Annotated in this window: 23 protein-coding genes; 12 read left to right on the forward strand and 11 right to left on the reverse strand. The window is 63.9% G+C overall.

The window, feature by feature from the left end:
• Nucleotides 1–88: 88 nt before the first annotated feature.
• Both pdxH and BGP00_RS19585 read left to right on the forward strand, forming a co-directional pair.
• On the forward strand, nucleotides 89–721 hold the full coding sequence (pdxH, locus tag BGP00_RS19580; RefSeq protein ID WP_168603324.1) for a pyridoxamine 5'-phosphate oxidase: 633 nt from the start codon (nucleotides 89–91) through the stop codon (nucleotides 719–721).
• Between the two features lie 11 nt (nucleotides 722–732).
• The gene (locus tag BGP00_RS19585) at nucleotides 733–1668 is read left to right on the forward strand and encodes a cation diffusion facilitator family transporter (RefSeq protein ID WP_292688328.1); all 936 of its coding nucleotides are present in this window, start codon (nucleotides 733–735) and stop codon (nucleotides 1666–1668) included.
• Between the two features lie 281 nt (nucleotides 1669–1949).
• Here the strand turns inward: BGP00_RS19585 and BGP00_RS19590 are convergent, their stop codons facing one another.
• Nucleotides 1950–3101 (reverse strand): serine hydrolase, encoded by a 1152-nt coding sequence (locus BGP00_RS19590; protein WP_292689199.1) that lies wholly within the window; start codon nucleotides 3099–3101, stop codon nucleotides 1950–1952.
• Between the two features lie 31 nt (nucleotides 3102–3132).
• On the opposite strand from BGP00_RS19590, the gene BGP00_RS19595 reads away from it, so the two are divergent.
• Complete coding sequence (locus BGP00_RS19595) at nucleotides 3133–3507, forward strand: hypothetical protein (protein ID WP_292688330.1); 375 nt, start codon at nucleotides 3133–3135, stop codon at nucleotides 3505–3507.
• A gap of 3 nt (nucleotides 3508–3510) precedes the next feature.
• On the opposite strand, the gene mnmA is transcribed toward BGP00_RS19595, so the two are convergent.
• Nucleotides 3511–4593, reverse strand: a complete 1083-nt coding sequence (gene mnmA, locus BGP00_RS19600; protein WP_292688332.1) for a tRNA 2-thiouridine(34) synthase MnmA — start codon at nucleotides 4591–4593, stop codon at nucleotides 3511–3513.
• Between the two features lie 246 nt (nucleotides 4594–4839).
• Here mnmA and BGP00_RS19605 point away from each other — a divergent pair, with 246 nt between their 5' ends.
• The 6 genes from BGP00_RS19605 (at nucleotide 4840) to BGP00_RS19630 (ending at nucleotide 11759) form a co-directional block, all read left to right on the forward strand.
• Nucleotides 4840–5202: a hypothetical protein gene (locus BGP00_RS19605; RefSeq protein WP_168603327.1), complete on the forward strand. Its 363-nt coding sequence runs from the start codon at nucleotides 4840–4842 to the stop codon at nucleotides 5200–5202.
• Complete coding sequence (locus tag BGP00_RS19610) at nucleotides 5199–5498, forward strand: DUF1153 domain-containing protein (RefSeq protein ID WP_168603328.1); 300 nt, start codon at nucleotides 5199–5201, stop codon at nucleotides 5496–5498. The genes BGP00_RS19605 and BGP00_RS19610 overlap by 4 nt, the downstream gene beginning before the upstream one ends.
• A 188-nt stretch (nucleotides 5499–5686) precedes the next feature.
• Nucleotides 5687–6880, forward strand: coding sequence for an efflux RND transporter periplasmic adaptor subunit (locus tag BGP00_RS19615; protein ID WP_292688335.1), 1194 nt, complete (start codon nucleotides 5687–5689; stop codon nucleotides 6878–6880).
• A 13-nt stretch (nucleotides 6881–6893) separates the two neighbouring features.
• Nucleotides 6894–10073 carry an efflux RND transporter permease subunit gene (locus BGP00_RS19620; protein ID WP_168603329.1) on the forward strand — a complete coding sequence of 1060 codons (3180 nt, stop codon included), beginning with the start codon at nucleotides 6894–6896 and terminating at the stop codon, nucleotides 10071–10073.
• Between the two features lie 113 nt (nucleotides 10074–10186).
• Entirely contained in the window at nucleotides 10187–11368 is a 1182-nt protein-coding gene (locus BGP00_RS19625; protein WP_292689201.1) for a DUF445 domain-containing protein, read from the forward strand.
• A 25-nt stretch (nucleotides 11369–11393) separates the two neighbouring features.
• Nucleotides 11394–11759: a hypothetical protein gene (locus BGP00_RS19630; RefSeq protein WP_168603330.1), complete on the forward strand. Its 366-nt coding sequence runs from the start codon at nucleotides 11394–11396 to the stop codon at nucleotides 11757–11759.
• A gap of 42 nt (nucleotides 11760–11801) precedes the next feature.
• Here the strand turns inward: BGP00_RS19630 and BGP00_RS19635 are convergent, their stop codons facing one another.
• Genes BGP00_RS19635 through BGP00_RS19650 form a run of 4 tightly spaced genes read right to left on the reverse strand, consistent with a single transcriptional unit; the run spans nucleotide 11802 to nucleotide 17944 of the window.
• Nucleotides 11802–13823, reverse strand: a complete 2022-nt coding sequence (locus BGP00_RS19635) for an acetyl/propionyl/methylcrotonyl-CoA carboxylase subunit alpha (protein ID WP_292688340.1) — start codon at nucleotides 13821–13823, stop codon at nucleotides 11802–11804.
• Between the two features lie 5 nt (nucleotides 13824–13828).
• Nucleotides 13829–15967, reverse strand: coding sequence for a methylmalonyl-CoA mutase (scpA, locus tag BGP00_RS19640; protein ID WP_292688342.1), 2139 nt, complete (start codon nucleotides 15965–15967; stop codon nucleotides 13829–13831).
• Nucleotides 15954–16403, reverse strand: coding sequence for a methylmalonyl-CoA epimerase (gene mce, locus BGP00_RS19645; RefSeq protein WP_292688344.1), 450 nt, complete (start codon nucleotides 16401–16403; stop codon nucleotides 15954–15956). Before mce ends, scpA begins: the two co-directional genes overlap by 14 nt.
• Nucleotides 16404–16417: 14 nt before the next feature.
• Nucleotides 16418–17944 carry an acyl-CoA carboxylase subunit beta gene (locus BGP00_RS19650; RefSeq protein WP_292688346.1) on the reverse strand — a complete coding sequence of 509 codons (1527 nt, stop codon included), beginning with the start codon at nucleotides 17942–17944 and terminating at the stop codon, nucleotides 16418–16420.
• Between the two features lie 116 nt (nucleotides 17945–18060).
• Between BGP00_RS19650 and BGP00_RS19655 the strand changes: the two genes are divergently transcribed.
• The gene (locus BGP00_RS19655) at nucleotides 18061–19461 is read left to right on the forward strand and encodes a short-chain fatty acyl-CoA regulator family protein (protein ID WP_292688347.1); all 1401 of its coding nucleotides are present in this window, start codon (nucleotides 18061–18063) and stop codon (nucleotides 19459–19461) included.
• On the opposite strand, the gene BGP00_RS19660 is transcribed toward BGP00_RS19655, so the two are convergent.
• Entirely contained in the window at nucleotides 19458–20066 is a 609-nt protein-coding gene (locus BGP00_RS19660) for an NAD(P)-dependent oxidoreductase (protein ID WP_292688349.1), read from the reverse strand. The genes BGP00_RS19655 and BGP00_RS19660 overlap by 4 nt on opposite strands.
• A gap of 55 nt (nucleotides 20067–20121) precedes the next feature.
• Here BGP00_RS19660 and BGP00_RS19665 point away from each other — a divergent pair, with 55 nt between their 5' ends.
• Nucleotides 20122–20535 (forward strand): helix-turn-helix domain-containing protein, encoded by a 414-nt coding sequence (locus tag BGP00_RS19665; protein WP_292688351.1) that lies wholly within the window; start codon nucleotides 20122–20124, stop codon nucleotides 20533–20535.
• Here BGP00_RS19665 and BGP00_RS19670 read toward each other — a convergent pair.
• Entirely contained in the window at nucleotides 20532–22307 is a 1776-nt protein-coding gene (locus BGP00_RS19670) for a sensor domain-containing diguanylate cyclase (RefSeq protein ID WP_292688353.1), read from the reverse strand. The genes BGP00_RS19665 and BGP00_RS19670 overlap by 4 nt on opposite strands.
• A gap of 146 nt (nucleotides 22308–22453) precedes the next feature.
• Nucleotides 22454–23653: an ADP-forming succinate--CoA ligase subunit beta gene (sucC, locus tag BGP00_RS19675; RefSeq protein WP_292688354.1), complete on the reverse strand. Its 1200-nt coding sequence runs from the start codon at nucleotides 23651–23653 to the stop codon at nucleotides 22454–22456.
• Between the two features lie 131 nt (nucleotides 23654–23784).
• Here sucC and BGP00_RS19680 point away from each other — a divergent pair, with 131 nt between their 5' ends.
• Entirely contained in the window at nucleotides 23785–24570 is a 786-nt protein-coding gene (locus tag BGP00_RS19680) for a 3'(2'),5'-bisphosphate nucleotidase CysQ (protein WP_292688357.1), read from the forward strand.
• A gap of 60 nt (nucleotides 24571–24630) precedes the next feature.
• Here the strand turns inward: BGP00_RS19680 and rpsI are convergent, their stop codons facing one another.
• Both rpsI and rplM read right to left on the reverse strand, forming a co-directional pair.
• Nucleotides 24631–25113 (reverse strand): 30S ribosomal protein S9, encoded by a 483-nt coding sequence (gene rpsI, locus BGP00_RS19685; RefSeq protein ID WP_168603341.1) that lies wholly within the window; start codon nucleotides 25111–25113, stop codon nucleotides 24631–24633.
• Nucleotides 25113–25592 (reverse strand): 50S ribosomal protein L13, encoded by a 480-nt coding sequence (rplM, locus tag BGP00_RS19690; RefSeq protein ID WP_168603342.1) that lies wholly within the window; start codon nucleotides 25590–25592, stop codon nucleotides 25113–25115. The genes rpsI and rplM overlap by 1 nt, the downstream gene beginning before the upstream one ends.
• Nucleotides 25593–25656 lie beyond the last annotated feature (64 nt).

Raw genomic sequence — 25656 nt, forward strand, 5'->3', positions numbered from 1 at the left:
ATGCTTGATGCCCTTTTCGCCGCTTTCGTGATCGGGCAAACTGGCCTAACGGCGCAGACAGGCGCAAATGGCATGGGAATCAACGGATATGAGTTCGGAATCAGACGCGATTGTCGGCGGCGATCCTTTCGCCCTGTTCGACGCATGGTTTGCCGAGGCGAAGAAATCCGAGCCCAATGACCCCGAAGCGGTCGCCGTGGCCACGGCCACACCCGATGCTTTCCCCTCGGTGCGCATGGTGCTGATGAAGGATCACGGGGCCCAATTGCTCGGTCCCAAGGGTGGCTTTGTGTTCTATACTAACAGCCACAGCCGCAAGGGTGGCGAATTGCTGGCCAATCCCAAGGCGGCAATGCTGTTTCACTGGAAGAGCCTGCGCCGCCAGATCCGCATCGAGGGCGCGATCCATCAGGTGCCCGATGACATGGCCGATGCCTATTTCGCCAGCCGCAGCCGCGACTCGCAATTGGGCGCCCATGCCAGCAACCAGTCCGCGCCGCTCTCCTCGCGCGCGGCGTTTCTGGGCGATATCGCCCGCGTGACGGCGCGCCATCTGATCGGGCCGGTGCCGCGCCCGCCGCACTGGACGGGCTTTTGCCTTGTGCCCGACGCGATGGAATTCTGGATGGACCGCGCCTTTCGCCTGCACGAACGCCGCCGCTTTGTCCGCGCCGGTGACGGCGACAGCGAGGGCTGGACCAGCAGCCTGCTTTACCCGTAAAAGGCAGGACCATGGCCCAACACAATCATTCCGCGCCCGACCATTCCGCGCTTAACCGCAGCGCGGCCTATGCCAGCATCTCCATGGCCCTGCTGCTGGTGGGGCTGAAGGGCTGGGCGGCATGGACCACCGGTTCCACCGCGATGCTGGGCAGCCTGGCCGACACGCTGCTCGATCTGGTGGCCTCGCTGGCCACGCTGGCGGGGGTCTGGGTGGCGGGGATGCCCGCCGATGACAACCACCGCTTTGGCCATGGCAAGGCCGAGGCGCTCTCGGCCATGTTTCAGGTGCTGCTGATCGGGGCCTCGGCGCTGGCGCTGGCGGTGCATTCGGTCCAGCAATTGATGTCGGGTGAGCGCACCGGATCGGCGGGCGACGGTATCCTCGTCTCGGTGATCGCGATCATCGGCACGCTGGCCCTGTTGGCGTGGCAACAATATGTGCTGCGCCGGACGCGCTCGGTGGCGATCTTCACCGACCATCTCCATTACAAATCCGACCTGCTGCTCAATATGGCGGTTATCGTCGCGCTGCTGCTCGACCAATATGCGGGCCTGACCAAGGCCGACCCGCTCTTTGGCCTCGGCATCGCGCTCTGGCTGGGCTGGGGCGCCTATCACGCAAGCGAGGAAGCCATCGAGCAATTGATGGACCGCGAATGGCCCGAGGACAAAAAGGCCCGCTTTGTCGAAGTGCTGGGCCGCCACCCCGAACTGCGCGGCGTCCACGACCTGCGCACCCGCACCAGCGGCAACCGCGATTTCGTCCAGTTCCACGTCTGGGTCGACGGCAACATGACCGTGACCCAGGCCCACCGCGTGATGGATGAGATCGAGGACAAATTGCGGGAGGAATTCCCCGAGGTGGAGATTCTGATCCATCCCGATCCCGAAGGCCATGTCGATGAGCGCGGCGTAGCGGGGCGGGATATTTTGCAGGATGTTTGAGGTTTAAGGAGGAAGGTTTAAGGTGCCTCCGGCGGGCAAAGGGCGGGGGCCCTTTGCAATCCCGATAATGGGGTGGTGCCAGAATCGTCGGGGCGCGTTTGGTCGCAAGGGTTATCAAGCCTGCGGCGCGGTCAAGTGGCGCTGATTGGCGCCGCAGGCTTTCAATTCCGAACGCTGCCCGCCTTGCGCAACGCCGCCGCTCTGGCGCTACAAAGACAGTATGGGGATTGCAAAGGGCCCCCGCCCTTTGCCCGCCGGAGGCATCTAAACCCCCACCCCAATCAATCCTGATTATACAATTGCACGATATCGGCCAGCTTGCGCACCAGCGCGGGGCGCATCGCGTGGTCGGTCTTGCCCAGCCGCACCACGGTCAGCTCCTGATCGGGCGAGACGATGACATATTGGCCGAGGTGGCCGATGGCGGCGAAGATATTGGCCTTGCCCCGTCCGGGGAAGAGTTCTTCCTCTCCGCTGGGCTGGTGTCGATTGAGCCAGATTTGCGCGCCATAGCCGGGGTTGTGCGGCGCGGGGCTCAGCATGAAGCCGACCCAATCCGAGGGCACGATGCGCGCGCCGTTGACCATGCCGTTGTTGCGCAGGAATTCGCCGAACCGGCCCCAGTCGCGGGCGGTGGCGTGGATCATGCTGCCCCCGATCAGGGTGCCTGCGGCGTCGAATTCGGGGGTGGCGCTGGTCATGCCGGCGGGCATGAAGAGGCGGCTGTGGAGATAGTCGCTGACGGCCTGTCGCCGGGCGGCCGGGTCGCGGCTGTCGGTCAGCGCGCGCGCGGCGATGTCGGCGAGGATCACGCTGGTGGCGGTGGAATATTCCCACCGGCTGCCCGGTTCGGCCACCAGCGGCTGGGCCTCGGCATAGGCGGCCATATCGTCGCGTCCGTCCAGCGCGAGCATGCGCACCGTGTCGGCATCGCCCGCAGGCGTGGTCGATTCGATATGGCGCAGGCCGGACCGCATTTGCAGCAATTGGCGCAAGGTGATCTCGCCGCGCGGGTCGCCGGGGCGCTGCCACGAAGGGACCGGGGCCGATTCGTCGAGCGTGAGCCGCCCGTCCGAAATCAGCAGGCCGATCAGCACCCCGGTGATCGTCTTGGACATCGACCAGCCGATCAGCTTTGTGTTCGGGCCATATCCGGGGGCATATCGCTCGGCCACGATTCGCCCGCGATGCATCACCACCAATGCGCGCGTTTCGCCCAGCATCGGATCGGTGAACAATTCATCCACCGCGCGGGCCAGCGCTTCACGCGGGGCGCCGGGGCGCGCGCCGATGGCGGCCATAGCCTGCGCCGAGAGGGGCGATTCGGCCTTTTCCCCGCCGCCGCAGCCCGCCAGCAGGGCGAGCGAAAGCGCCACCAGCGGGGTTGGCAAGCGGCGCTTGGGCGCGATAAGGGGGGGGCGGCGCGTGACCATCACGATGCCTCCATGCGCAAGGTCGTTCCCGATGGCAAGTTTCAAGCTCACATGGCAACGCGAAAGCACGGCCCCCGGTCGTGGCGTCCGGCTGAGGATTGTGCTTGTTCTGCTGGGTCTTGCGGGAATCACCGCGCTGGGGCTGGGCCTGTGGAAGGGGCCGCGTCTGGCCAAGGATGCGCTGACCGGGGCGTCCTTTGGCGCGCGCATCGCCTGCTCCTGCCGTTTTGTCGAAGGCCGCCCGCTCGATCAGTGCAAGAGCGATTTCGAGCCGGGCATGAGCATGGTGATGCTCTCGGCCGACGAGGGCGCGAAGAGCGTCACCGCGCGCGTTCCCCTGATCGCGGCTCAGACCGCAACTTTCCGCCCCGGCGAAGGCTGCGTGCTGGAGAAATGGGAGCAGTAAGCCTTAGGCGGCGAAGGTTTCCTCGATCCAGCCGCCGCCGATCACCCGGTCGCCCGCATAGATCACCGCGGCCTGTCCGGGGGCGACACCATATTCGGGGCTGGCAAAGCGGATCGTGGTATCGGCCCCATCGCCCAGCGGCCCGTCCAGCGTCACCGGCACAGGCTTGGCCAGCGAGCGCACCTTGGCGGTCAGCGCCGCGCCTTCGGGCACTGGCCCGATGCGGTTGGTTTCGACAATCCGCGCCGCCGACACCGCCAGCATCGCCCGCGGCCCCACCAGCACCCGCGCGCCGGGCGCATCAATGCCCACCACATAGACGGGCTCGGGCAGGCCGCCGATTTCAAGGCCCCGCCGCTGGCCCACCGTATAATGGATCACGCCGCGATGGTGGCCCAGCACCGCGCCTGTTTGGGCATGGACGATATCGCCGGGGCGCTCGCCCTCGGGGCGGATCTTGCGCACCACGCTGGCGTAATCGCCCTCGGGCACAAAGCAGATGTCCTGCGAATCGGGCTTGGCCGCGACCTTGAGGCCGAAATGGTCGGCCAGTTCGCGCACCTGCGTCTTGGGCAGGCCGCCAAGAGGGAAGCGCAGGAAGTCGAGCTGCGCCTCGGTGGTGGCGTAAAGGAAATAGGACTGGTCGCGCGCGGGATCGAGCGCGCGGTGCAATTCCGGCCCCGCCGCCCCCATCACGCGCCGCACATAATGCCCGGTGGCCAGACAATCGGCCCCCAGATCGCGCGCCATGGTCAAAAGGTCGGTGAACTTTGGCCCCATGTTGCAGCGGATGCAGGGAATCGGCGTGCGTCCGTTGAGGTAATCTTCGGCAAAACGATCAACCACGCTTTCGCGAAATGCGGATTCATGGTCGTAAACATAATGCGCGATGCCAAGCCGGTCGGCCACCTCGCGCGCGTCGCGGATATCATCGCCCGCGCAGCACGCGCCCTTGCGCTTGACCGCCTCGCCATGATCGTAAAGCTGCAGTGTGATGCCGATCACCTCGGCTCCGCTGTGCGCGGCCAGAGCGGCCACCACGGATGAGTCTACACCCCCCGACATGGCGACAACGATTCGACGCATTTTTACATTTTGTCCAAGATCAAACAGATCAAGGAGCGCGGCGGGTGTTAACACAGAGGGGGAATCATGGGCCATGATCGGCCCCATACACCCACCCGGCCCCAGCGCCAAATCGGCAGATTCTTGCCGCCCCGCGCCCCTAGGGAATGCGCCGGAGGGGACTGTTGCGTCCGGTTAAACATGGTCAACAAGTTGTAAATCGCGCCTTTACCGCCTCTTGACCATGTTGGGCCTATAACGTGGGCAATGGAACTTCGATTTGATCATGAAGACTGGCTGGCCCAGTCCTTTGCGGCATCCTTTGCCACCGGCGTGGATGCGGGCCGGTCGGCGATGGACTGGCATGGGCTGGCCACAAGGCTGGCGGCGGCCCATGCGTTTCAGCGCGATTGCGGCGAGGCGCCGGCCATGCTGGCCGGGGGCAGTTTCGACCCCCACGTGGCGCGGCTCCTTCATGATTATGCACCGGTTTGGGACGACCTCAGTGCTTCCTGCAAAGGGGCTTTCCAAGATGTTAACCCTGTTTTTAGAGGGGTTCGAAAAACGATGTCTGGCATTGAATTCGGCGTTGCCGGTCCCCGTCATCCCGGCGATCGAGGAATGAAATGATCGAGAACCAGAAAATCCGTCCGGCCATGGTCATTGGCCCGCTCGGCGAACCGCTCACGCTGGAATCGCTGCCGCCGCCCAACACCACGCGTTGGGTTGTGCGCCGCAAGGCCGAGGTGGTCGCAGCCGTCAACGGCGGCCTGCTGACCATCGATGAGGTCTGCGAGCGTTACAGCCTCACGCTCGAAGAATTCGCCTCGTGGCAACGCGCGGTGGATCGTTCGGGGATGCAGGGCCTGCGCGTCACGCGGATTCAGCATTACCGCGATCTCTATGAGCGCCAGCTGAAATATTGATAGGTTGAAATACCTGTCATCGGCCCGTTTCAGGGCTTGAAAGGGCGTGGGAGCGGGGGGCTCCTGCGCCCTTTTGCTTATATTTGGCGCGATTGCACGAAAAGCCCGCTTGCCTGAGGTGCTATACGCGAGTAATACGCTTGCCGCATGATCCGGGCGCAGACCCGGTTCGCAATACTTATGGGGTGGTGAGCGAGATGAATGTCGAGGCCAAGGTGAAGTCTGCCCAAATGGCACCGGCTTATGAAGGCGTCCTCGAAGGTGGGGAGGCCCAGCCTTTTCCGCGCGGCAAGGCGTTGATCGGGGCGGGGGCCGTGTTGCTGGCCGTCGGCGGCATCTGGGCCTATAGTCATCGCAACCCCGGCGGCGATGCCGCGCGCGCCAATCAGGCGCCCCTCGTCACCGTATCGGCCCCCGGCGTCACCACGGTTGCCGGCACGATCAATGCCAGCGGCGTGCTGGCCGCGCGCCATGACATGCCTGTGGGCGTGGTGGGCGAAGGCGGCACGGTGGTGCAGGTGCTGGTCGAACCGGGCGCGTGGGTCAAGCGCGGGCAGTTGCTGGCCGTGATCGACCGTCAGGTGCAGAACCAGCAGCAGGCCAGCAGCAACGCCAATATCGGCGTGGCGCAGGCCGATGCGCGCATCGCGCAGGCCAATCTGGACCGCGGGCTGAAACTGGTGGCCAATGGGTTCATTTCGAACGCCGACATCGACAAGCTGACCGCCGTGCGCGATGCGGCCAATGCGCGGGTGCGCGTGGCGCAGGCGCAATTGGGCGAAATGCAGGCCAAGATCCGCCGGCTGAACATTGTCGCACCCGCCGACGGCCTCGTGCTCGACCGCGCGCTCGAGGTGGGTCAGGTGGTCAGCCCCGGCAATGGCGTGCTGTTCCGCATTGCCGACAAGGGCGAGATGGAAATGCGCGCGCGCCTGTCGGAAAGCGATCTGGCGCATCTGGCGCTGGGGCAGGAGGTCAAGGTGCGGCCTGTGGGTTCGGAGCGCGAATTTGTCGGCCATGTCTGGCAGGTCTCGCCGGTGATCGACCCGGCCACGCGGCAGGGGATCGCGCGGATCGCGCTGCCCTATGACCGCGACATCCGCCCCGGCGGCTTTGCCAGCGCGGAAATCCGCAGCGGTTCGATGTCGGCGCCTTTGCTGCCCGAATCGGCGCTGCAGGCCGATGCGCAGGGCAGCTATGTCTATGTCGTGACCGGCGACAACAAGGCGGTGCGCCGGCGGGTCAAGGTGGCGATGGTGACCGAAAAGGGCGTGGCCATTGCCTCTGGCCTTTCGGGCGTCGAACGGGTGGTGCTGCGTGCAGGCGCCTTCCTGACCGAGGGCGAAACGGTCAATCCGCGCAGCCAGCCCAACCAGCCGTAAGGGGATCGGAGCGATGAACTTCCGCAATCTTTCGGCATGGTCGATCCGGCATCCGGTGGTGCCCATTGTCATCTTTGTGGCCATGATGCTGATGGGTATCATCAGCTTTGCCCGGATGGAGGTCCAGGACCAGCCCGACATCGAATTTCCCATCGTGGTGGTTTCGATCACCCAGCCGGGCGCCGCCCCGACCGAAATCGAGACCCAGATCACGCAGCGCATCGAAGGCGCGGTGCGCACGATTTCGGGCGTTTCCTCGATCAGTTCGACCGCATCGGAAGGCAACAGCCAGACGATGGTGGAATTCCAGCTGGGCGAGGACATCAACGCCGCGGTGGCCGAGGTGAAGAACGCGGTCGATCAGGCGCGCGGCAATCTGCCCGACGGTATTCTTGAGCCGCAGGTGTTCAAGGTGAACACCTCGAGCAACCCCATCGCCTATTTCGCGGTTTCCGCCGAGGACATGACCATCGAGCAGCTCTCGTGGTTCATCGACGACACGGTGGCGCGGCGCCTGCTGGGTGTGGAGGGTGTGGCCGAAATCAAGCGCAACGGCGGCGTCAACCGCGAAATTCTCGTCACGCTCGACCCGGCGCGGATGCAGGCATTCGGCGTCACCGCGCCGCAGGTCAATGCGGCGCTGCGTGCGCTTAACCTGAATGCGGCGGGCGGCAAGGCGGAAATCGGCGGCACGCGCCAATCGGTGCGCGTGCTGGGCAATGCGCAGGACGCCTTTGCGCTGAGCCAGGCCGATATTCCGGTCGCGGGGCGCGTGGTGAAACTGGCCGATATTGCCACGGTGCGCGACGCATGGGGCGAAATCACCTCGCTGGGCAAGGTCAACGGCAAGCAGGTCGTTACCTTCTCCATCGCACGCGCACGCGGGGCCTCGGACGTGTCGGTCTATGACAAGTCGATGGTCGAGCTGGACAAGATCGCCAAGGAGCGGCCCGGCGTCCATTTCACCGAATTGTTCAATCAGGTTTCCTATACCAAGAAGCAATACGAATCCTCGATGGAATCCATGGTCGAGGGCGCCGTTCTGGCGGTGATCGTGGTGTTCTTCTTCCTGCGCGACTGGCGCGCCACGGTGGTGTCGGCCATCGCCATCCCGCTTTCGGCCATCCCCACCTTCTGGTTCATGAAGGTGTGGTTCGGCTTTACGCTCAACACGATGAGCCTGCTCGCGCTGGGCTTGGTCGCGGGCGTGCTGGTGGACGATGCGATCGTGGAAATCGAGAACATCGTCCGGCATATGCGCATGGGCAAGACCGCCTATCAGGCCGCGATTGATGCCGCCGATGAGATCGGTCTGGCGGTGGTGGCGACCACCTGCTCGATCGCGGCGGTGTTTTTGCCGGTCGGGCTGATGCCGGGCGTATCGGGGGCATTTTTCAAGAATTTCGGTCTTACGGTGGTGGTCTCGGTGCTGATGTCGCTGGCCGTGGCCCGCATGATCACGCCGATGGTGGCGGCCTATTTCCTGAAAAGCCACGGCCATGCCGAACATGGCGGCGGGCGGATGATGGATTACTATCTGCGCGTGCTGCACTGGTCGCTGGACGTTTCGGGCGCGCGGGCGCTGCGGGCGCGGCTGCTGGCGGAAAAGGGGGATCTGTCGTGGCGCGACCATCTGCGCGCGCGGATGCGCGATCATCGCATCTGGATGATCGGCGTCGCCTTGGGCTGTTTCGCGCTGACCATTGTGCTGTTCATTTCCATGCCCACGGCAATGTTCCCCGATGAGAACAGCGATTTCACCCAGCTCCGCATCGAAATGGTGCCCGGCACTACGCTGGCCCAGACCGAGGCGGTGGCCGATGAGGTGGCCAATATCGTGCGCCGGCGGCCCGAGGCCGATCAGGTGCTCGAACGGGTGAACGAGGGCAACGCCCGCGTTATGATCATGCTGAAAAAGGATCGCAAGATCCACACCAAGCAGTTCGAGCGTGAAGTCACCCCCACCGTGCAGGGCATTGCCGATGCGCGCATCACCTTCCAGGCCAGCAACAATGGCGGTTCCTCGACCGGACGCGGGCTGGAAATCATGCTGTCCAGCTCGGACCCGGCGCTGCTGGACCAGACGGCGGCGCAATTGGTTGAGCAGATGAAGGGGATGCACGAACTGGTGGCCCCGCGCATTTCGGGCGACATGCGCCGCCCCGAAGTGGTGATTGTGCCGCATATGGATCTGGCCGCCAGCCTTGGCATCTCGACCTCCTCGCTCAGCCAGGCGATCCGCATCGCCACGATCGGCGAGATCGACCAGAACGCGGCCAAATTCTCGCTCTCCGACCGTCAGGTGCCGATCCGCGTGCGCCTGCCCGAGGAAGCGCGGCGCGACCTGTCTAATATCGCCAATCTGCCGGTGCCCACCGCGTCGGGCGGCTCGGTGCCCTTGAGCCGCGTGGCCGACATCACCTTCGGTTCCGGCCCCTCGACCATCCAGCGCTACAATCAGGAGCGCCGCATCTTCATCGGTGCGGATCTGGCGCCGGGCGTGGTCAAGGGTGATGCGGAAAACAAGGTCAAGGCGCTGCCGATCATGAAGAATCTGCCCGCAGGCGTGTCGAACACCGCCTATGGCGAGGCCAAGTGGCAGCAGGAAATGATCGTCAATCTGGCGCTGGCGGTGCCGGCGGGGATCGGGCTGGTGTTTGCGGTGCTGGTGCTGCTCTATCACCGGGTCGTCTCGCCGCTGGTGAATATGGCCTCGCTGTTTCTGGCGCCTTTGGGCGGACTGCTCTTGCTGGCGCTGCTCGACATGCCGATCTCGATGCCGGTCTATATCGGCATCCTGATGCTGTTCGGGATTGTGGCGAAAAACTCGATCCTGCTGATCGACTTTGCCATCGAGGAAATGCAGCGCGGCACGCCCAAGTTCGACGCCATCATCGAGGCGGGCCACAAGCGCGCCCAGCCCATCGTGATGACGACGGTGGCGATGACGGCGGGGATGATTCCGGCGGCCATGTCGCTTTCGGGCGATGCGGCGTTTCGCGCGCCCATGGGCGTGGTGGTGATCGGCGGGCTGACGCTTTCCACGGTGCTGACGCTGCTGATCGTGCCTGCCGCCTTCAGTCTGGCCGACGGGTTTGAGAAACGGATCGGCCCGAAACTGCGCCGCGGATTGCTGACTTATGAACCTGAGCATGGACGCGATGCTCATGCTGGAGTAACCCCGGCCGAGTGAGACAGGAACGCAGTCTGTGGTGGTCGCTGGGGCGCTGGCTGGGCGTGGAGAGCGAGCCGCGCAACCGGCAGGCCGCCCGCGTGCGCTGGCTGGCGCATGGGTTGCTGGTGGGCATGGCGGGGCTTTACCTGCTCTCGCGCCATTTTGCGCCGCTGAATCCGGGCTGGGAATGGGTCAAGTCCTTTGCCGAAGCCGCGATGGTGGGCGCGCTGGCCGACTGGTTCGCGGTGACGGCGCTGTTTCGCCATCCCATGGGTTTGCCCATCCCGCATACCGCGATCATCCCGGCGAAGAAGGACCAGATCGCCGACAGTATGGCGGGGTTCCTGCGCAACAATTTCCTCACGCCTCAGGTTGTGGCGCGGCGTTTGTCGGGGCTGGATGTGGCGGGGGCCTTGGGCGGCTTTCTGACCGATCCGGGCGAAAGTGGCGCGGGAGAGCCGCGCCTGCGTCAGGGGGCGGCAGGCCTGCTGGGCGATATGCTGCAATCGCTGCCGGGTGAACAATTGGGCGATATGCTCAAATCCACCGTGCGCGGGCAATTGGAGCGGCTCGATCTGGCGCCCTTGCTGGGCCAATTGCTGGAAGGGGCGATGGCCGACGGCCGCCATCGCGGTGTGATCGAGGCCATGCTGCGCTGGACCGGGATCACGCTGGAGGCCAACGAGGACATCCTGCGCCAGATGATCCATGACCGCGCGCATACGCTGCTGCGCTGGACCGGGCTGGACGAGACGCTGGCCAATACGATCCTTGATGGCCTTTATAAGCTGCTGGCCGAATGCATTGTCGATCCGCACCATCCTCTGCGGACCAAGCTGGAGGACCTGCTGGCGGGTCTGGCCCATGATCTGCGCCATGATCCGGCGATGCAGGCCAAGGTGGCGCGGATGAAGGGCGAGATTTTGGCCAATCGCGCCATGGGGGCGTGGATCGACGGCTTGTGGGAGCGCGCGCGCGGCGCGGCGCTCGATGCGCTGAGCCATCCGGGCGGGTTGTTGCAGGGGCGGATGGGCGCGGGCCTTGCCGGATTTGGTGCAGGGCTGCAGACCGACGCCCGCCTGCGCCATCAGGTTAACCGATTCGCGCGCCGTTCGCTGGCGGGGCTGGCCGTGCGGCATGGGGCGGGCATTGTGAAACTGGTGTCGGACACGGTGCGCCGGTGGGATGCGCGTACCGTTTCGGAACGGATCGAGGGCGCGGTGGGGCGCGATCTGCAATTTATCCGCATCAATGGCACGCTGGTCGGTGGAATCGTCGGATTGCTGCTTCACTCTATAGAGAAGCTAATATAGGAACGATTTTGCACGTCATGCGTTGATGCTTGCAATCTGTGATGCGCAGATAAGCGGGATTACAGGCCCTATGATTAATTTTGACTTAAAGGATGTGCAGGCTACTGCTCAGGCCATCAATTGCGATTGTATGGGGGCATGCAATCGTGGTGAAGCTGTTCAGTGTCTTTACACTAAAACGCTCGATCTGCTCAGTCGCGATGATGAAGATTGGGCGGCGCGGCTTGAACTGTTGCGTCCGCTGGCCATGGTGGCCGGATTTCAGAAAACCCGTGAGGGACAGCGCGAATGCGCGGCCTATGCGGCCAATCTGGCGGCCGATGATGCGCCGGGCGCGCTGGCGGCCTGTCGGCGCCTGATCGAGCTGGACGCCGAATTATCGGGTAAATAAACGGCGAGGAGCACGAAGGCCCCCCGCCGCCTCGCCTTAACTCTATTCCAGTTCCAGAATGATGTAGTCGACCGGCAGGCTCTCGCCGGGCTTGGCATTGATCTTGCCGATGGTGGCCGATTTTTCGGCGCGCAGGATGTTTTCCATCTTCATCGCCTCGACCACGGCCAGCGGCTGACCGGCCTCGACCTTGTCGCCTTCCTTGACGTTGAGCGACACCAGCAGCCCCGGCATCGGACAGATCAGGAATTTCGAGAGATCCGGCGGGATCTTTTCGATCATGTGATCGGCCAGAGCCGCGACATGGGCGGGCAGGATATCGACCTTGTGGATCGCGCCGCGCGTGGTCACTTTCAATCCGGTGCGGGTGATCTCGATCTTGAGCCCCAGCACTTCCTCGCCGATTTCGGCCACGATCAGGTGGTCGCCGGGCGTATATTCCATCGCCAGATCAACCTGCGCGCCATTGACGCGCACGCTGTCGGCATCGACGCTGACGGCGAAGGTCTCGCCCGCCAATTTGACCGACCATTCCGAAGGCGGGGCCAGATTAGCGGCCAATTGTCCATCGACCTGTCGCGCGCGATCGGCCCGCGCGGTGGCGACAAAACCCGAAACCGCCGCGATATGGGCCAAAGTCTGCGCATCGGTCGCCGCGCCGTGGAAGCCTTCGGGATATTCCTCGGCGATGAAGCCGGTGGTCAGCTCGCCGCTGCGGAAGCGGGGGTGCTGCATGATGGCCGAAACGAAGTCGATGTTGTGCCCCAGCCCCTCAATCTCGAACTGGTCGAGCGCGGCGATCTGCTTGTCGGCGGCCTCGTCGCGGGTCTCGCCCCAAGTCACCAGCTTGGCGATCATCGGGTCATAGAACATGGAAACTTCGCCGCCTTCATAGACGCCATCATCCACGCGCACGCCGTCAATGCCCCGGCGCCCGTTTTCCGCGCCATCGTCGGTCCAGCCTTCAACGGGCGGGCGATAGCGCGAGAGGCGGCCCGTGCTGGGCAGGAAACCGCGATAGGGGTCTTCGGCATAGACGCGGTTTTCAATCGCCCAGCCGTCGATCTTCACATCCTCCTGCGTCATGGCCAATTTCTCGCCATAGGCCACGCGGATCATCTGTTCGACCAGATCGATGCCGGTGATCGCCTCGGTGACGGGGTGTTCGACCTGAAGGCGGGTGTTCATTTCAAGGAAGTAGAAGCTCTCGCCGCTCTTGTCCGCGCCCGAAACGATCAGTTCGACCGTGCCTGCGCTGTAATAGCCCACCGCGCGGGCCAGCGCGACGCATTGCTCGCCCATCGCCTTGCGCATCGCGGGGCTGACAAAGGGCGAGGGCGCTTCCTCGACCACCTTCTGATGGCGGCGCTGGATCGAGCATTCGCGCTCGTTCAGGTAAAGGATATTGCCGTGCTTATCGCCCAGGATCTGGATCTCGATATGGCGCGGATTGAGGATGAATTTCTCGATGAACACCCGGTCGTCGCCAAAGGAATTCAGCCCCTCGCGCTTGACCGCGGGGAAGCCCTCGCGAACGTCCTGTTCGTTATAGGCAAGGCGCATGCCCTTGCCGCCGCCGCCCGCGCTGGCTTTCATCATCACCGGATAGCCGATTTCATCGGAAATCCGCACGGCATGGTCGGTGTCCTCGATCTCGCCCACGAAACCGGGGACGACATTGACGCCCGCCGATTTTGCCAGCTTCTTCGATTCGATCTTATCGCCCATCGCGGCAATGGCGCCGACGGGCGGGCCGATGAAGGCGATGTTTTCCTTGGCCAAAGCCTCGGCAAAGCTGGTACGTTCCGACAGGAAGCCATAGCCGGGATGGACCGCCTCGGCGCCGGTGGCCTTGCAGGCCTCGATGATCTTGTCGGCAATCAGATAGGACTGCGCGGCGGGCGAGGGGCCGATATGCACGGCTTCATCGGCCATCTGTACGAAAGGCGCGCGCGCATCGGCGTCGGAATAGACCGCCACCGTGGCAATGCCCATCCGGCGCGCGGTCTTGATGACGCGACAGGCGATTTCGCCGCGATTGGCGATGAGGATTTTCTTGAACATGCGTCTTACTCCGCCTTTTCCAGTTCGCTGCCCAGCGGCGGCATATTGTGGCCCAGCAGGCGCAGCATGTCGGCCGCGCAATCGAGCACGTTGGACCCCGGACCATAGATGCCCTGAACGCCCGCCTCGCGCAGGAATTCATAATCCTGCGGGGGGATGACGCCGCCTGCCACGACCTTGATGTCGGGTCGTCCGGCCTCACGCAAAAGAGCGATCAGTTGCGGGATCAGCGTCTTGTGGCCTGCAGCAAGCGAGGAGGCCCCCACCGCGTCGACATTCTTTTCCAGCGCCAGCGCGCAGGCTTCTTCGGGCGTCTGGAACAGCGGGCCGCTGGTCACGTCAAAGCCCATGTCGGTAAAGGCCGAGGCAATGACATTGGCCCCGCGATCATGCCCGTCCTGCCCCATCTTGGCCACCAGCATCCGGGGCTTGCGCTCCAGACGACGGGAAACGGCCTCGACGCCATCGAGGATCTGTTGGTAGCGGTCATCGCCCGCATAGGCCGCGCCGTAAACGCCTTTGACCGGGGTGGGCACGGTGCCGTGGCGGCCAAAGACCTCTTCCATCGCGGCGCTGATTTCGCCCAGCGTTGCGCGGTGGCGGGCGGCCTCGACGGCCAGCGCCAGCAGGTTGCCGCCCTCGCGCGCGCCCTGCGTGATGGCGCGCAGGGCGGCCTGACAGGCGGCCTCGTCGCGGGCGGCCTTGACCGCCTTGATCCGGGCGATCTGGGCCTCGCGCACGACACGGTTGTCGACTTCGAGTGTCTCGATCCGGTCTTCGGTGGCCAGACGGTATTTGTTGACGCCGACGATGACATCCTCGCCCCGGTCGACGCGGGCTTGGCGCGCGGCGGCGGCTTCCTCGATCATCGCCTTGGGCCAACCGGCGGCCACGGCCTTGGCCATGCCGCCTTCGCCTTCCACGCGGTCGATGATGGCTTGGGCGCTATCCACCAACTGCTGGGTCAGCGATTCAATGTAGTAGGACCCGCCCAGCGGATCGACCACATTGCACATGCCCGTTTCTTCCTGAATCACGATCTGCGTGTTGCGCGCGATGCGGGCGGAGAAATCGGTGGGCAGCGCGATGGCTTCATCGAGCGCATTGGTGTGGAGCGACTGCGTGCCGCCCAGCATCGCGGCCATGGCCTCGATCGTGGTGCGGATGACGTTGTTATACGGGTCCTGCTCCTGAAGGCTGACGCCGCTGGTCTGGCAATGGGTGCGCAGCATCTTGCTGCGTTCATCCTTTGCGCCCAGCTTGGTCATCGCCCGGTGCCACAGCACGCGCGCGGCGCGTAGCTTGGCGACCTCCATGAAGAAATTCATGCCGATGGCGAAAAAGAAGCTCAGCCGCCCGGCAAATTTGTCGATGTCGAGCCCCGAGGCCACGCCATATTTCACATATTCGATGCCGTCGGCGATGGTGAAGGCCAGTTCCTGCACCTGCGTGGCGCCGGCCTCCTGCATGTGATAGCCGGAGATCGAAATGCTGTTGAATTTCGGCATATTGGCGCTGGTATAGCCAAAGATGTCCGAAATGATCCGCATACTGGGTTCGGGCGGATAGATATAGGTGTTGCGGACCATGAACTCCTTGAGGATGTCGTTCTGAATGGTCCCGTCGAGTTTTTCGGTGGGAACGCCCTGTTCCTCGCCCGCGACGATGAAGAAGGCCAGGATCGGGATCACCGCGCCGTTCATCGTCATCGACACCGACATTTCGCCAAGGGGAATGCCGTCGAACAAGATCTTCATGTCCTCGACGGAATCGATGGCCACGCCTGCCTTGCCGACATCGCCCACCACGCGGGGGTGGTCGGAATTATAGCCGCGATGGGTGGCAAGGTCGAAGGCGACCGACAGGCCCTTCTGCCCCGCCGCCAGATTGCGGCGATAGAAGGCGTTCGATTCCTCGGCGGTGGAAAAGCCTGCGTATTGGCGGATCGTCCAGGGGCGGCCCGCATACATGCTGGCGCGCACGCCGCGCGTGAAGGGCGCGAAACCGGGCAGGCCGGGGTCCACGCTCACATCATCGGCGGTATAGAGCGGCTTGACCGTGATCCCCTCGGGCGTCTGCCAATCAAGGTTCTTGCCCTTGACCTCTTTGGCGGCGAGCGCCTGCCAGTTATCAATGCTGCTCATGCGACCTCTCCATGATTTCGGTCAGCTGCCCCAGCATGTCCTTGGGGTGCAGGAAGAAGATCGGCGTGCCATGCGCGCCGATGCGCGTGGGACCGAGGATGCGTTTACCCTGCGCGGTGAACCATTCGCGGGCGGCCTCGATATCCTCGACCTCATAGCAGAGGTGGTGCTGGCCCCCGGCGGGGTTCTTGGCGATGAAGCCCGCGATGGGGCTGCTCTCGCCGAGCGGCTCGATCAGCTCGATCTGCGTGCCACCATCAGTGCCCAGCGCGCCCGGCTGCTGGGGCGTGTTGACGAAGGCCACCTTCACGCCCTGTTCCGGCATGTCGAAAGGCTCGGTGATGAGGCTGGCGCCCATCACATCGCGGTAATAGGCAATGGCGGCCTGCATATCAGGCACAGCCACACCAACATGGTTGAGGCGTCCGAGTTTCATGGCATCCTCCCCGCTTAGAGCGGAATATTGTCGTGCTTCTTCCAGGGGTTCTCCAGCGCCTTGTTGCGCAATTTGCGCAGGCCCAGAGCAATCCGGCGGCGGGTGGAATGCGGGTGGATCACCTCGTCGATGAAGCCCTTGCTTGCCGCCACAAACGGGTTGGCGAAGCGGTCCTCATATTCCTTGACCTTTTCGGCCTGCGCCTCGGCGGGCAACCCGCGGAAGATGATCTCCACCGCGCCCTTGGCCCCCATCACCGCGATTTCGGCGGTGGGCCAAGCGTAATTGAGGTCGCCGCGCAGATGCTTCGAGGCCATCACGTCATAGGCCCCGCCATAGGCCTTGCGGGTGATGATGGTGATCTTGGGCACGGTCGCCTCGGCATAGGCGAAGAGCAGCTTGGCGCCATGCTTGATGATGCCGTTGTGCTCCTGCGCGGTGCCGGGCAGGAAGCCGGGAACGTCGACGAAGGTCAGGATCGGGATGTTGAACGCATCGCAGAAGCGCACGAAACGCGCCGCCTTCTTTGACGAATTGATGTCCAGCACGCCGGCAAGCACCAAAGGCTGGTTGGCGACCACGCCCACCGTCTTGCCCTCGATCCGGCCAAAACCGCAGATGATATTGCCCGCATGGCCCGGCTGGATTTCAAAGAAATCGCCTTCGTCCAGCGTCTTGCGGATCACTTCCTTCATATCATAAGGCTGGGTCGCGCTGGCCGGGATCACGGTGTCGAGGCTGTTTTCAAGGCGGTCCCACGGGTCGGCATTGGGGCGCTCGGGCACTTCTTCCTTGTTCGACAGAGGCAGGAAGTCGAAGAATTCGCGCGCCGTCAGCAGCGCCTCGATATCATTCTCCAGCGCCAGATCGGCCACGCTGGTCTTGGTGCTGTGCGTGATCGCGCCGCCCAGTTCCTCCTGCGTAACCACTTCATTCGTGACGGTTTTGACCACATCGGGGCCGGTGACGAACATATAGGAGCTGTCCTTCACCATGAAGATGAAGTCGGTCATGGCGGGCGAGTAAACCGCGCCGCCCGCGCAAGGGCCCATGATAAGGCTGAGCTGGGGCACAACCCCCGAGGCCAGCACATTGCGCTGGAAAATCTCGGCATAGCCGCCCAGCGAGGCCACGCCTTCCTGAATGCGCGCACCGCCCGAATCGTTAAGGCCGATGACAGGCGCGCCGACCTTCATCGCCATATCCATGATCTTGCAGATCTTCATCGCATGGCGTTCGGAAACCGCCCCGCCAAACACGGTGAAGTCCTGCGAAAACACGAAAACCAGACGGCCATTGATCGTGCCGGACCCGGTGACCACGCCGTCGCCGGGGATCGTGTTGTCGGGCATGCCGAAATCGACGCAATTGTGTTCGACATACATGTCGACTTCTTCAAAGCTGCCCTCGTCGAGCAGCACTTTCAGGCGTTCGCGCGCGGTCAGCTTGCCCTTGGCATGCTGGGCATCGATCCGCTTCTGGCCGCCGCCCATCCGGGCCGCTGCCCGCCGCCGCTCCATCTCCGCCACATTCGCGCTCATCGGGTATCCTCTTGCAAAACCACTTGAGGCCGCGATGCGCCATTCATCTTGACCCGTCCACAGTAATGTTGCAAATTTGCAAAGGAAGAATTTGCAAAAATTAGCGAGAGGACATCATGAAAAGGCGGCTCTATGCGGGGCGATTCCTTAAAGCCCTGCGCGAGGACCATGGCCTGAAACAGGGCGCACTGGCGCAAAGGCTGGGGATCAGCACGCCCTATCTCTCGCAATTGGAAAATGACACGCGGCCGATGACCTTGGCGCTGGCCGAAAGGGTGCGCGAAATCTTCCCGGTGGATTGGGCCGACATGGCCGAAACCCCGGTCGAGCCCGTTGTCACCGAATTGCTGGAGGCCTCTGCCGATCCGTTGCTGGGCGACCTGCCCGCCGATCAGATCGAACGCGTGGCCGACCAGTTCCCCCAATTTGCCGAGCAATTTGCCCATCTCTACCGCCTGCACAAACGCGATTCGCAGCGTCTGGCCGCGATGGATGAAGCCTTGGGGGCCGACAGCGTGTCGGGCGGACGCCTGCCGTGGGAGGAGGTGCGTGACTGGTTCCATCTGGCCGACAATTACGTCCATCTGATCGATTCCAGCGCCGAGGCCATGGCAGGCGCCCTTGCGCGCCATCTGCCTACGCCCGACACCGCGCAATTGACCGCATGGTTCGAGCGGCAGGGCATCACCCTGCGCCATCTGCCCGGCGCGCCGATCCGCCGCTATGACGAGGCCCGCCGCGAACTGACGCTGGATGCGGGCCAGCCCCATGAGAGCCTGCGCTTCCAACTGGCCTATCAGCTTTGCGCCATCGCGCTGGCGCAGGAGATCGCCGAGACGGTGGAAAAGGGCGGGATGCGAACGCAAACCGCGCGCAATCTGCTTTCGGTGGGGCTTACCAATTATGCGGCGGGGGCTTTGCTGATGCCCTATCGCCCGTTTCGCGATGCGGCGCGGCGGCTGCGCCATGATATTGACGGCTTGCGCCAGATTTTCGGCACCAGTTTTGAACAGACCTGCCACCGCCTGTCCAACCTGCAACGGCCCCACCAGCGCGGCGTGCCGATCGCCTTTTGCCGGATCGACATGGCGGGCAATATTACGAAGCGCCACGCGGCCAACGGGTTGCAATTCGCGCGTTTCGGCGGCGCCTGTCCGCTGTGGATCGCGCATGAGGCCGTGGCCATCCCCGACCGCATCCATCTGCAAGTGGCCGAGATGCCCGAGGGGCGGCGCTTTGTCTTCCTCGCCAAGGGGCTGGTCAAACCCTCGGACGCCTATTTCCGCCCGCCGCGCCGCTATGCGGTGGTGCTGGGGTGTGAAGTCACGCTGGCCAGCGAGTTCATCTATGCCGACACGCTCAATCTGGAATGCGAGGAGGCGGTGGCGCGGATCGGCATTTCCTGCCGCATCTGTTCGCGCCACGATTGCCATCAGCGCGCCTATCCGCCCAATGACAAGCCCATCGACATCACCACGAACCAGCGCGGCTTCATCCCCTATCGCATTCTGGATTAATAGGCTGCGGTAAAGCGGGCGCGCGGGTGCTTATGGGCCTCCAGCTCGTCGACCATGGCGATGGCATAATCGGCAAAGCTGATCTTGCTCTCACCCGCCTCGTCCACGACCAGATCGTCCTTGCCGCCGCGATAGGTGCCAAGGCGCGGCCCTTCAAAGATGAAGGCGGCGGGCGAGAAGAAGGTCCAGTCAATGTCGGTTACGGCGCGCAGATCGTCGAGGAAGGTGATCCCGCCCATGGCCGCGCCCTTCCACGCCTCGGGGAAGTCAGGCCCGTCAATCAGGCGCTCGCCCGAGGGCAGTTTCAGGCTGGCCGCGCCGCCCGTGACGAGCAAACGGCCAACGCCCGCCTGACGCAGAGCGGACAGCAGCGTCTGCGCCGGGACATCGAAATGCAGCGCGCTGATCACCGCATCGACGCCCGCGATCAATCCGGCCAGAGCCGCCGGGTCCGAAGCATCACCCTGCACCGCGCTTACGCCGTCGGCTGCGGGGATCGCTTCAGGCTTGCGGGCGATGGCCACCACCTGATGCCCGCGCGCGGCCAGTTCCCTGGTGATTTCCGATCCTGCGCGGCCGCTGGCGCCCAACACTGCAACTTTCATTTTTGATGCTCCATCAGGTTTCTAATGGAAACCAAGTGTGCTATGGAAACGTATCATGCAAGAGAGCACTTTTCTTTCACCAGCTTACCCGCACGTAACCACCTCGAAACGCGGCGATGTTTTCGCGCGCAATTGCCCCACCCGGCAATTGCTGGACCGGGTGGGCGATAAATGGAGCATCCTGCTGCTCGGTATGTTGGGCGAGGGGGAGATGCGCTTCAGCGCTCTCAAACGCCGGGTCGACGGCATCTCGCAAAAGATGCTGGCGCAGACCCTGCGCACGCTCGAACGCGACGGGCTGATCACCCGCCATGTCGAACCCACCGTGCCGGTCAGCGTGACCTATGCGATCACCCCGCTGGGGCGCGAATTGCTGGGCGCGCTGCAATGGCTGATTGATTGGGCCGAAACACGGATGGGCGCGGTGGCGCAGGCGCAGGTCGCCTATGACCTGCGCATGGCCGATTAGGCCGCGATGGCCATCTGGTTGCGCCCCGCCCCTTTGGCGCGATAGAGCGCGGCATCGGCCTGACGAAAAGCCTCCTCGGGCGGCATGTCGGCGTTCAGCGGGGTCAGGCCGACGCTGACCGTCACCCGCACCACTTCGCCCAGAATCGAGCGCCCCTCGCTCTCGGCCAGACGGGTGCGCACCCTTTCGCAGATCAGCCCTGCCTGCTCCAGCGAGACATCACGCAGCAGCACGCCGAATTCCTCGCCCCCCAGCCGCGCCACCACATCGCCCGCGCGCACTGTCCCGCACAGCAAGGTGGCAAACATCGTCAGGATGCGGTCGCCCGTGGCATGGCCATAGACGTCATTGATCCGCTTGAAATGATCCAGGTCGAACAGGGCCAGACAACCGCTTCCGCCCGCCTTTCTGTCGCGGGCCATGGCGCGGTCAAAGGCGCGCCGGTTGCCAAGCCCGGTCAACGGATCGGTATTGGCCTCATGCGCCAGATTTTCGATCAGCCGCCGCCGCGCTGAATTGTCGCGGATGATCGACACCGTGCCGTTGGGCACCCCGCGCGGGTCCAGCGTAGCGCACATATGGCTTTCCACCCAGGTTGATCCGCCATCCTTGCGCATGACCCGGCATTCGACCGCCACGGTGCCCTCCGGCTCGCACAGCGCTTGAAAGCGGGCGTCGAACACGGCCTGCTCGTCCTCGGGATGGACCAGATCATAGGCCGAGCGGCCCACCAGTTCCTCGGCCTGATAGCCCCATAGCCGGGCTCCTTCCTCCGATACCGAGCGCAAGGTGCCATCCAGATTGACCCGCATGATGACATCGCCGGTCCGCTCGACGATCAGTCGGTGCAGGGCTTCGGCATCGCGCAGGTTCTGCATCAGGCGGCGGCGCGATTCCAGCTCGGCCGCCACCGGCAGCAGGATCAGCACCACGCAGGCAAAATAGATCTGCAGCACCAGCAGCTTGGTCGGCATATCGAGATGCAGCAGCATCGTGGGCCCATGGCCCGTCATCGTGCCGATCAACCCGCCGCAGATCAGGACCAGCAGCGAGGCCACCGCCCCGATCCGCCCCAGCCGGAACGTGGCCGCCACCATCGGCACCAGCGGCACGACGACCAGCGGAATCCGGTTTTGCCCAAACGTGGCCAGCGTGGCCAGCGATACCGCGCCCATCAGTACCAGCGCTTCGCCCAGGCGTTCGCGGCGGAATTTGGCCGCATCCAGACGGCGGCGGCGCAGCACCAGAAAGATCGGCGGGGCAAAGGTGACGAGGCTGAGCGCATGGGCGCCGAACCAGTCGCGCCATGCGTTGAAAAAGGGGATGCCCGTGGCCCCATGGGCCGCCCATGCGCCGATAAAGGCTGAGGCGGCAGGCGCAATCACCCCGGCGACCAGCAGGAAACTGACCACATCGCGGATCGATTCAAACCGGGTAAAACGCGGAGAAAGATGGCGCAGCAGACTGGCGGCCAGCCATGCCTCGAACAATCCCGCCAGCGTCAGCGGCAGCGTATAGGCCCCGCCAAACCCGCGCAGCGCAATCGCCAGAGCCCCCGCCGGAAAGCACAGCAGCAGCGCCATGGCCCAGCGCCGATGCGGCATCGCCGCCAATGCCGAGAACAGCACCGCGCCCGCCGGCCAGACAATCGCCACCCCGCCATTGAAGCGCGTCAGCTGCAGGGCGAGCAGCGCGCTGGCGAAATAGATCGGGCACAGCAACAGGCTTTGCCCGAAATATTGCAGGAGCAAGGCGCGGACTCGAGCACTCATGGACGCACACTGCCATGCAAAAGTTTAAGAAAGCCTCGCTGCCCCGCATGATCCTTTTGCGCAAGCGGCGCCCGCAGGCCGCCCATGCAAATGGCCCCGCAGCGCCGATGCGCCGCGGGGCCTTTTTCCCGAAAATCAAAAAAGGCTTACTTGGCCTTGTTGACTTCCGCGACGATCTTCTTGGCAGCGTCGCCCAGATCATTGGCCGCCACGATGGGCAGGCCCGAATTGTTGAGCAGTTCCTTGCCCAGTTCGACGTTGGTGCCTTCAAGGCGAACCACCAGCGGAACCGACAGGTTGACGTCCTTGGCCGCGGCAATGATGCCCGCGGCAATGACGTCGCACTTCATGATGCCGCCAAAGATGTTGACCAGAATGCCTTCGACCGCCGGGTCCGACAGAATGATCTTGAAGGCCGCCGTCACCTTCTCGGTGGTGGCGCCGCCGCCCACGTCGAGGAAGTTGGCCGGGAAGGCGCCGTTGAGCTTGATGATGTCCATCGTCGCCATGGCCAGGCCCGCGCCGTTCACCATGCAGCCGATGTTGCCGTCGAGCTTGATGTAGGCCAGGTCATACTTGCTGGCTTCGATTTCGGCCGGATCTTCTTCGGTTTCGTCGCGCATCGCGAACACGTCGGGGTGACGGAACAGCGCGTTCGAATCGAAGCTCATCTTGGTGTCGAGCACCAGCAGGTTGCCGTTCACGTCTTCAACCAGCGGGTTGATTTCGAGCATCGAGCAGTCGAGCGACACGAAAGCGTCGAACAGCTGCTTGGCCAGAACCTGCGCCTGCTTGTTGGTGTCGCCCTTCAGCTTGAGCGCGAAGGCGATCGAGCGGCCGTGGTGCGGCTGGAAGCCGGTGGCCGGGTCGATGGTGACCGTGGTGATCTTCTCGGGCGTATCGTGGGCGACGGCTTCGATGTCCATGCCGCCTTCGGTCGACACGATGAAGGCGACGCGGCCGGTGGCGCGATCGACCAGCAGCGAGATGTAATATTCCTTGGCGATGTCAACGCCGTCGGTGACATACAGGCGGTTGACCTGCTTGCCCGCTTCGCCGGTCTGCACGGTCACCAGCGTGTTGCCGAGCATTTCCTTGGCGTGCGATTCGACTTCTTCCAGGCTCTTGGCCAGACGGACACCGCCCTTGGCGTCGACGGGCAGTTCCTTGAACTTGCCTTTGCCGCGGCCACCGGCGTGGATCTGCGACTTCACAACATAGAGCGGCCCGGGCAGCTGCTTGGCGCCTGCAACGGCTTCTTCAACGGACAGGGCCGGATAGCCCGCCGGAATGGCAACGCCGAACTTGGCCAGCAGTTCCTTGCCCTGATACTCATGGACGTTCATCGGTGCTTCTCGCTATTGCAGGCCTAATGGCCCTTTGGTCGGCGGCGGGCTAAGCACAGGTGATGGGCGATGGGAAGGGAAAGATGTGCTAATCATTCTTAATTGCAAACTTTCCTATCGACGGGCCGCCGATGCTTGATCGCGCGCGTCTCGAAGCCATTGTCCGCCAAGCCGGGCAGATCGCCATGGAACAATGGCCGGGCGATAACAAAGCGCTGGAAATTTTTGGAAAATCGGACGGAAGCCCCGTGTCGAGCGCTGATCTGGCGGTCGATGCCTTTCTGCGTACGCAATTGCATGACCTGCTGCCCAGCGCGGGCTGGCTGTCGGAAGAAACCATCGATGCGCCGAATCAGCGCGAGGGCGAACTGGTCTGGCTGGTCGATCCCATCGACGGGACGCGCGATTTCATCCGGGGGCGCACCGGCTGGGCGATTTCGGTGGCGCTGGTCAGCAACCACCGACCTCTGCTGGCGATGCTGCACGCCCCCGCGCGCAATGAATTCTGGCAGGCCGAGGCCGGGCACGGCGCCTTTTGCAATGGCGCGCGGCTTTCCGCCTCGACGCGGGGGCAATTGTCGGGCGCGCGCGTTCCCACACGCAATCTTTCCGCCGAGGATGCCGATATGGCGATGGTGGATCAGCCCAATTCCATCGCCCTGCGCATTGCCATGGTGGCCGCCGACCGGGCCGATCTGGTGGCGACTCTGCGCTGGGGCTATGAGTGGGATATTGCCGCCGCCGCCCTGATCGCGCGCGAGGCGGGCGCGGCGATCAGCGACGCGCAGGGGGGCAAGCTCAATTACAACAAGCTGGATCCGCGCGTGTTCGGCGTGGCGGTCTCGGCGCCCGCGATCCATGCCGATCTCATCGAGCGTCTGGCCGAACGCGCGCGTCTGCTCTCGCAGCGGCCGTAAGCGCCCATGAAAAAAGGCGGCCCGTTGCCGGACCGCCCCTTTTCGCCATTCCTGAAACGATTAACGCTTCGAGAACTGGAAGCTGCGGCGAGCCTTGGCGCGGCCGTACTTCTTACGTTCAACGACGCGCGGGTCGCGGGTCAGGAAGCCTGCAGCCTTGACGGCGCCGCGCAGGGCGGGCTCGAACTTGGCCAGAGCCTGGGCGATACCGTGCTTCACAGCGCCGGCCTGACCCGAGAGACCGCCACCCTTGACGGTGCAGACCACGTCATACTGGCCCGAACGGTCAGCCACGCCGAAGGGCTGGTTGATCACGAGACGCAGGGTCGGACGGGCGAAGTAGGTTTCCTGATCGCGACCGTTGACAGTGATCTTGCCGGTGCCGGGCTTGATCCACACGCGGGCCACGGCGTCCTTACGACGACCGGTGGCATACGAACGGCCCTGAGCGTCAACTTCGCGAGCGCGAAGCGGAGCGGCAGGAGCAGCGGCAACCGGAGCGGCGGTGCCGATTTCGGCCAGAGCGGAGAATTCTTCAGACATTACGCACCAACCTTGTTCTTGCGGTTCAGGGCAGCGACGTCCAGCGGCTGAGGCTGGGTGCCGGCGTGCGGGTGCTCGGCACCAGCGTAGAGGTGCAGGGCACGCATCTGCTGACGGCCCAGAGGACCGCGCGGAATCATGCGTTCCACAGCCTTCTCGATCACGCGCTCGGGGAAGCGGCCTTCCAGAACCTTGGCAGCGGTCACTTCCTTGATGCCGCCGGCATAACCGGTGTGCTTGTAGTACACCTTGTTCTTCAGCTTGTTGCCGGTCAGACGCACCTTGTCGGCGTTGATGACGACGACGTGATCGCCGGTGTCAACGTGGGGCGTAAAGGTGGGCTTGTGCTTGCCGCGCAGCGTGTTGGCGATGATGACGGCAAGACGGCCGAGCACCAGACCTTCGGCATCGATCAGATGCCACTTCTTTTCCACCTCAGCCGGCTTGACCGACCGGGTGACCTTGGTGAGAGCCTTCATGGCTTTGGTTCCCGTATAAATGACGACCCCGCCACGCGGTCGCGGCGGGGGGTGTGGCGGCGCT

The organism is Novosphingobium sp. 63-713, assembly GCF_001898925.1.
Lineage (GTDB): Bacteria > Pseudomonadota > Alphaproteobacteria > Sphingomonadales > Sphingomonadaceae > Novosphingobium.

Coding starts and splice junctions, on each gene's coding strand:
- pdxH (WP_168603324.1), top strand. CDS start 89: ATGAGTTCGGAATCAGACGCGATTGTCGGCGGCGATCCTTTCGCCCTG.
- BGP00_RS19585 (WP_292688328.1), top strand. CDS start 733: ATGGCCCAACACAATCATTCCGCGCCCGACCATTCCGCGCTTAACCGC.
- BGP00_RS19590 (WP_292689199.1), bottom strand. CDS start 3,101: ATGGTCACGCGCCGCCCCCCCCTTATCGCGCCCAAGCGCCGCTTGCCA.
- BGP00_RS19595 (WP_292688330.1), top strand. CDS start 3,133: ATGGCAAGTTTCAAGCTCACATGGCAACGCGAAAGCACGGCCCCCGGT.
- mnmA (WP_292688332.1), bottom strand. CDS start 4,593: ATGCGTCGAATCGTTGTCGCCATGTCGGGGGGTGTAGACTCATCCGTG.
- BGP00_RS19605 (WP_168603327.1), top strand. CDS start 4,840: ATGGAACTTCGATTTGATCATGAAGACTGGCTGGCCCAGTCCTTTGCG.
- BGP00_RS19610 (WP_168603328.1), top strand. CDS start 5,199: ATGATCGAGAACCAGAAAATCCGTCCGGCCATGGTCATTGGCCCGCTC.
- BGP00_RS19620 (WP_168603329.1), top strand. CDS start 6,894: ATGAACTTCCGCAATCTTTCGGCATGGTCGATCCGGCATCCGGTGGTG.
- BGP00_RS19625 (WP_292689201.1), top strand. CDS start 10,187: ATGGCGGGGCTTTACCTGCTCTCGCGCCATTTTGCGCCGCTGAATCCG.
- BGP00_RS19630 (WP_168603330.1), top strand. CDS start 11,394: ATGCTTGCAATCTGTGATGCGCAGATAAGCGGGATTACAGGCCCTATG.
- BGP00_RS19635 (WP_292688340.1), bottom strand. CDS start 13,823: ATGTTCAAGAAAATCCTCATCGCCAATCGCGGCGAAATCGCCTGTCGC.
- scpA (WP_292688342.1), bottom strand. CDS start 15,967: ATGAGCAGCATTGATAACTGGCAGGCGCTCGCCGCCAAAGAGGTCAAG.
- mce (WP_292688344.1), bottom strand. CDS start 16,403: ATGAAACTCGGACGCCTCAACCATGTTGGTGTGGCTGTGCCTGATATG.
- BGP00_RS19650 (WP_292688346.1), bottom strand. CDS start 17,944: ATGAGCGCGAATGTGGCGGAGATGGAGCGGCGGCGGGCAGCGGCCCGG.
- BGP00_RS19655 (WP_292688347.1), top strand. CDS start 18,061: ATGAAAAGGCGGCTCTATGCGGGGCGATTCCTTAAAGCCCTGCGCGAG.
- BGP00_RS19660 (WP_292688349.1), bottom strand. CDS start 20,066: ATGAAAGTTGCAGTGTTGGGCGCCAGCGGCCGCGCAGGATCGGAAATC.
- BGP00_RS19665 (WP_292688351.1), top strand. CDS start 20,122: ATGCAAGAGAGCACTTTTCTTTCACCAGCTTACCCGCACGTAACCACC.
- BGP00_RS19670 (WP_292688353.1), bottom strand. CDS start 22,307: ATGAGTGCTCGAGTCCGCGCCTTGCTCCTGCAATATTTCGGGCAAAGC.
- sucC (WP_292688354.1), bottom strand. CDS start 23,653: ATGAACGTCCATGAGTATCAGGGCAAGGAACTGCTGGCCAAGTTCGGC.
- BGP00_RS19680 (WP_292688357.1), top strand. CDS start 23,785: ATGCTTGATCGCGCGCGTCTCGAAGCCATTGTCCGCCAAGCCGGGCAG.
- rpsI (WP_168603341.1), bottom strand. CDS start 25,113: ATGTCTGAAGAATTCTCCGCTCTGGCCGAAATCGGCACCGCCGCTCCG.
- rplM (WP_168603342.1), bottom strand. CDS start 25,592: ATGAAGGCTCTCACCAAGGTCACCCGGTCGGTCAAGCCGGCTGAGGTG.